Raw genomic sequence first — 3,150 nt, 5'->3', positions numbered from 1 at the left:
GCTCGTCCCGCTGCATGTGAGGATCGAATCAGCCAACCCGCTCCTGCGCAAGGGGGGGGTGGGTAATTACGCGGCAACCCAAGGCCGGACGGAGCCAAGCCATCCAAGATCGCTTTGACAACGTCCGGCGCTAGCAGCGTCAGCCGCAGCAGCGTCCCCGGCGAAGCCGCGCTCAATCCGCTCAGCCGCTGCCATCTCGCTGATTGAGGCGTATTGCCCCTGGTCCAGCAACCGCTGATACCGGAACGCTCGCGCCAGCGCCTTCACCAATGCTGGGTCGACTCAGGTGGCCACAGTTGGCACACCTTCCTGCACCGGCATCATGACCGTCTTTCGACCCGACCAACGCCGGATGGCGAGCGGCACCCGGGCCGTGATGCTGGCCGCCGTGCCAAATTCGGACGCCCGGAACTAACTGCCGATCAACTAACCCGAAGGTGATCTTCGTGCCTACTACCGCTACATCTGCTGTCAATGGGCACCGTAGCATCGCCGACTGGCAGCCGGGGTTGGCGGCTATGCGCCCAATCCGGACGATGAGCAGTATCTCGCCACCGCTCGGAAGCGGACGTCGTCAGCGCCGACACTCGGGTGGCAGGCAGGTATGTTGAGTTAGATCAAGTGATCGCCGCGAAGGCCTCTACAAGCTTTGTAGGACCAGAGACGATCAGCAGGTCGCCCTGTTCAATCTTCGTCGCAGGCGTTGCATGGGTGAAGTCGGTTCGCGCCCGCTTAACCCCGACGATTGTGACGCCGTACTTGCTGCGTAGGGCACACTCCGCAAGCGTCTTGCCCGCGGCCTCGCGCGGCGCACGCGTCTTCACGATAGCGAAGCCGTCATCGAACTCAATGAAGTCGATCATCTTGCCCGTTACCAGATGCGCGACGCGCTCACCCATCGCAGCTTCAGGATAGATCACGTGATGGGCGCCCGTGCGCTCCAGGATGCGACCATGCTTGGAACTCAATGCCTTGGCCCAGATATCCCTCGTGCCAAGCTCACTAAGCGCGAGCACGGTCAGCACGCTGGCCTCCAGGTCACTGCCTATACCTACAACGGCACGCTCGAACTCATGCACGCCAAGACGACGCAGCGTATCGCTGCTGGTCGAGTCTGCCTGCACCACATGGGTGAGCCGGTCCGCCCAGGACTGCACCAGCGTAGCATCCTGATCGATCCCGAGGACTTCGTGCCCTACACGGGCAAGGGATTCTGCGACGGCACCGCCGAACCGGCCGAGCCCTATGACCACGACGCTGTCGCCGTTGGGTGATCCGCTCCTAGCCAACGATGGGGCGCTCCTCCGGATAACGGTACGGGCTCTGCCTCGCCTGAAGTGCCAGCCCCGTCGCGACGGTGATGGTTCCAACACGCCCGAGGAACATCAGGACCACGAGGATGAACTGGCCTGCTGCTGGCAGCTTGGGGGTGATCCCGGTTGATAGCCCGACGGTTGCAAAAGCCGAGATTACCTCGAACAGGATGTCCTGCTGGGGGAAGTCACTGATGCTCAAGAGAAGCAGGGTGGCGGCCCCCACGGTGCCCACGGCAAGCAGCACCACCGTCAACGCCTGCCGCTGAACCTCCCTGGAGATTCGTCGCCTAAAGGCAGTAACATCCGGCTCACCACGGATCTCAGCCCAGACCACAAGCCCGAGCACCAGGAAAGTTGTGACTTTGATCCCGCCAGCAGTGCTCGCGCTGCCTCCACCAATGAGCATCAGGACAGAGCTGACAAGGAGCGTTTCGGGCTGCATCCTACCAACGTCGTGCGAGTTGAGCCCACCTGACCGCGTCATAACAGAGTGGAAGGCGGATCCGAGGAGCTTACCCGCCGGGTCCAGGGGCCCGAGTGTTGCCGGATTGCTCCATTCATAGGCAAGAACCGCCAGAAGCCCGCCGAGCAGGAGTATCGCCGAGCCGAGAAGCGTCATTTTGGTATGCACCGACCACTTCGCGGGCCGACGTGGATTTTGACGTATATCATGCAGCACAGGGAAGCCGATGCTGCCCAGGAACACCGCCACCATAATAGGACCGAGCATCAGCCAGTCAGGCGCAAACTTCACCGCGCTGTCAGGGTAGAGCGAGAAGCCCGCGTTGCAGAAAGCGGACACCGCAAAGAACAGGCCGTTCCAGGCTGCTTCGAGCCAGGGCTCCCCGTAAGAGTGGTGCAGCCGCAGGGTCAGGGCGGTGGCGGTCACCAACTCGGTGCTGATCGTTACTAGTAGGACAAGCTTCAGCACACCGGTCACGTCGCCTAATGCGAGACTGCGGGTCTCCGCCTGGGCTACCAGGCGGGTGCTGAGCCGCAGTCGCCGGACGACCAGTAGCCCAAGCAAGGTCGCCCCACTCATAATACCAAGGCCGCCAAGTTGGATCATTGTCAGGATTGCGACCTGCCCAAACCGGGACCAATAGGTGTGTGTCTCAACGATGCTCAGCCCCGTGACGGACACGGCCGAGGTCGCCGTGAACAGCGCGGTCAGGAATGAAGCATCATACGGACCAGCTCTGGAGATCGGCAGCATCAAAACGGCCGTACCGACCACGAGGACGAGGAGAAACGCCAGCGGCACTAAACGGGCTGGGTGCTGCAGTGCGCGCAAATCCACAGTCTCCCATTCAGGGCCTGGCACACACATTACCTGACAAACAGCTCAGGCTAAGCAGCAATTGGGATAGGGTTCTCCTCAGCCACCCTGAGCTTTGGGCGACAGGATAGGGTGGCCGGGACGAAAGTCAGCTTTCCCCGCGCGTCACTCCAAAGCGGACTGTTTGAATTCGGCCAGGGTCGGTCATGGCAGCTCATCCTGCCCTATGCTTTCCCGTAGCAAGCGATCACTGATCGCTGGTCCACGCAACTCAGCGCCCGATTGCGAAATCATGTGGCGGACAGTCGCCTGCGATTGGGATGGGAGAGGCGGTGGAGCATCAGGCGGATCGCGGCCAGAGTGACCATGGCCTCGGAGACCTCGGGCAGCGCCTCGTAGTCCTTGGAGAGCCGCCGCCACCGGGTGGTGGCGGATGTTCTCCCACACGCCGTCTCGGAGGAAGGCGCGCATGTAGCCATAGATGGTCTGTTTACAAACGACAAATTCTGCCTTGTCCGGCGTGATTCGCTGGCGCTGCCGTGGCGGCGCGGGCCG

General features: G+C 62.1%; 2 protein-coding genes. Both read right to left on the bottom strand.

Annotated features, from left to right (window positions below; genetic code table 11):
• Positions 1–617: 617 nt before the first annotated feature.
• Positions 618–1,253, bottom strand: coding sequence for a potassium channel family protein (locus JMJ55_RS30315; protein ID WP_328702812.1), 636 nt, complete (start codon positions 1,251–1,253; stop codon positions 618–620).
• 28 nt (positions 1,254–1,281) lie between these two features.
• Entirely contained in the window at positions 1,282–2,616 is a 1,335-nt protein-coding gene (locus JMJ55_RS30310; protein WP_328702811.1) for a TrkH family potassium uptake protein, read from the bottom strand.
• Positions 2,617–3,150: the final 534 nt, after the last annotated feature.

This window comes from Belnapia mucosa, from assembly GCF_016775475.1.
Taxonomy (GTDB): Bacteria; Pseudomonadota; Alphaproteobacteria; order Acetobacterales; family Acetobacteraceae; genus Belnapia; species Belnapia mucosa.
The sequence above is the reverse complement of the archived record's forward strand: the minus strand, read 5'-3'. Positions and strand labels throughout refer to the sequence as shown.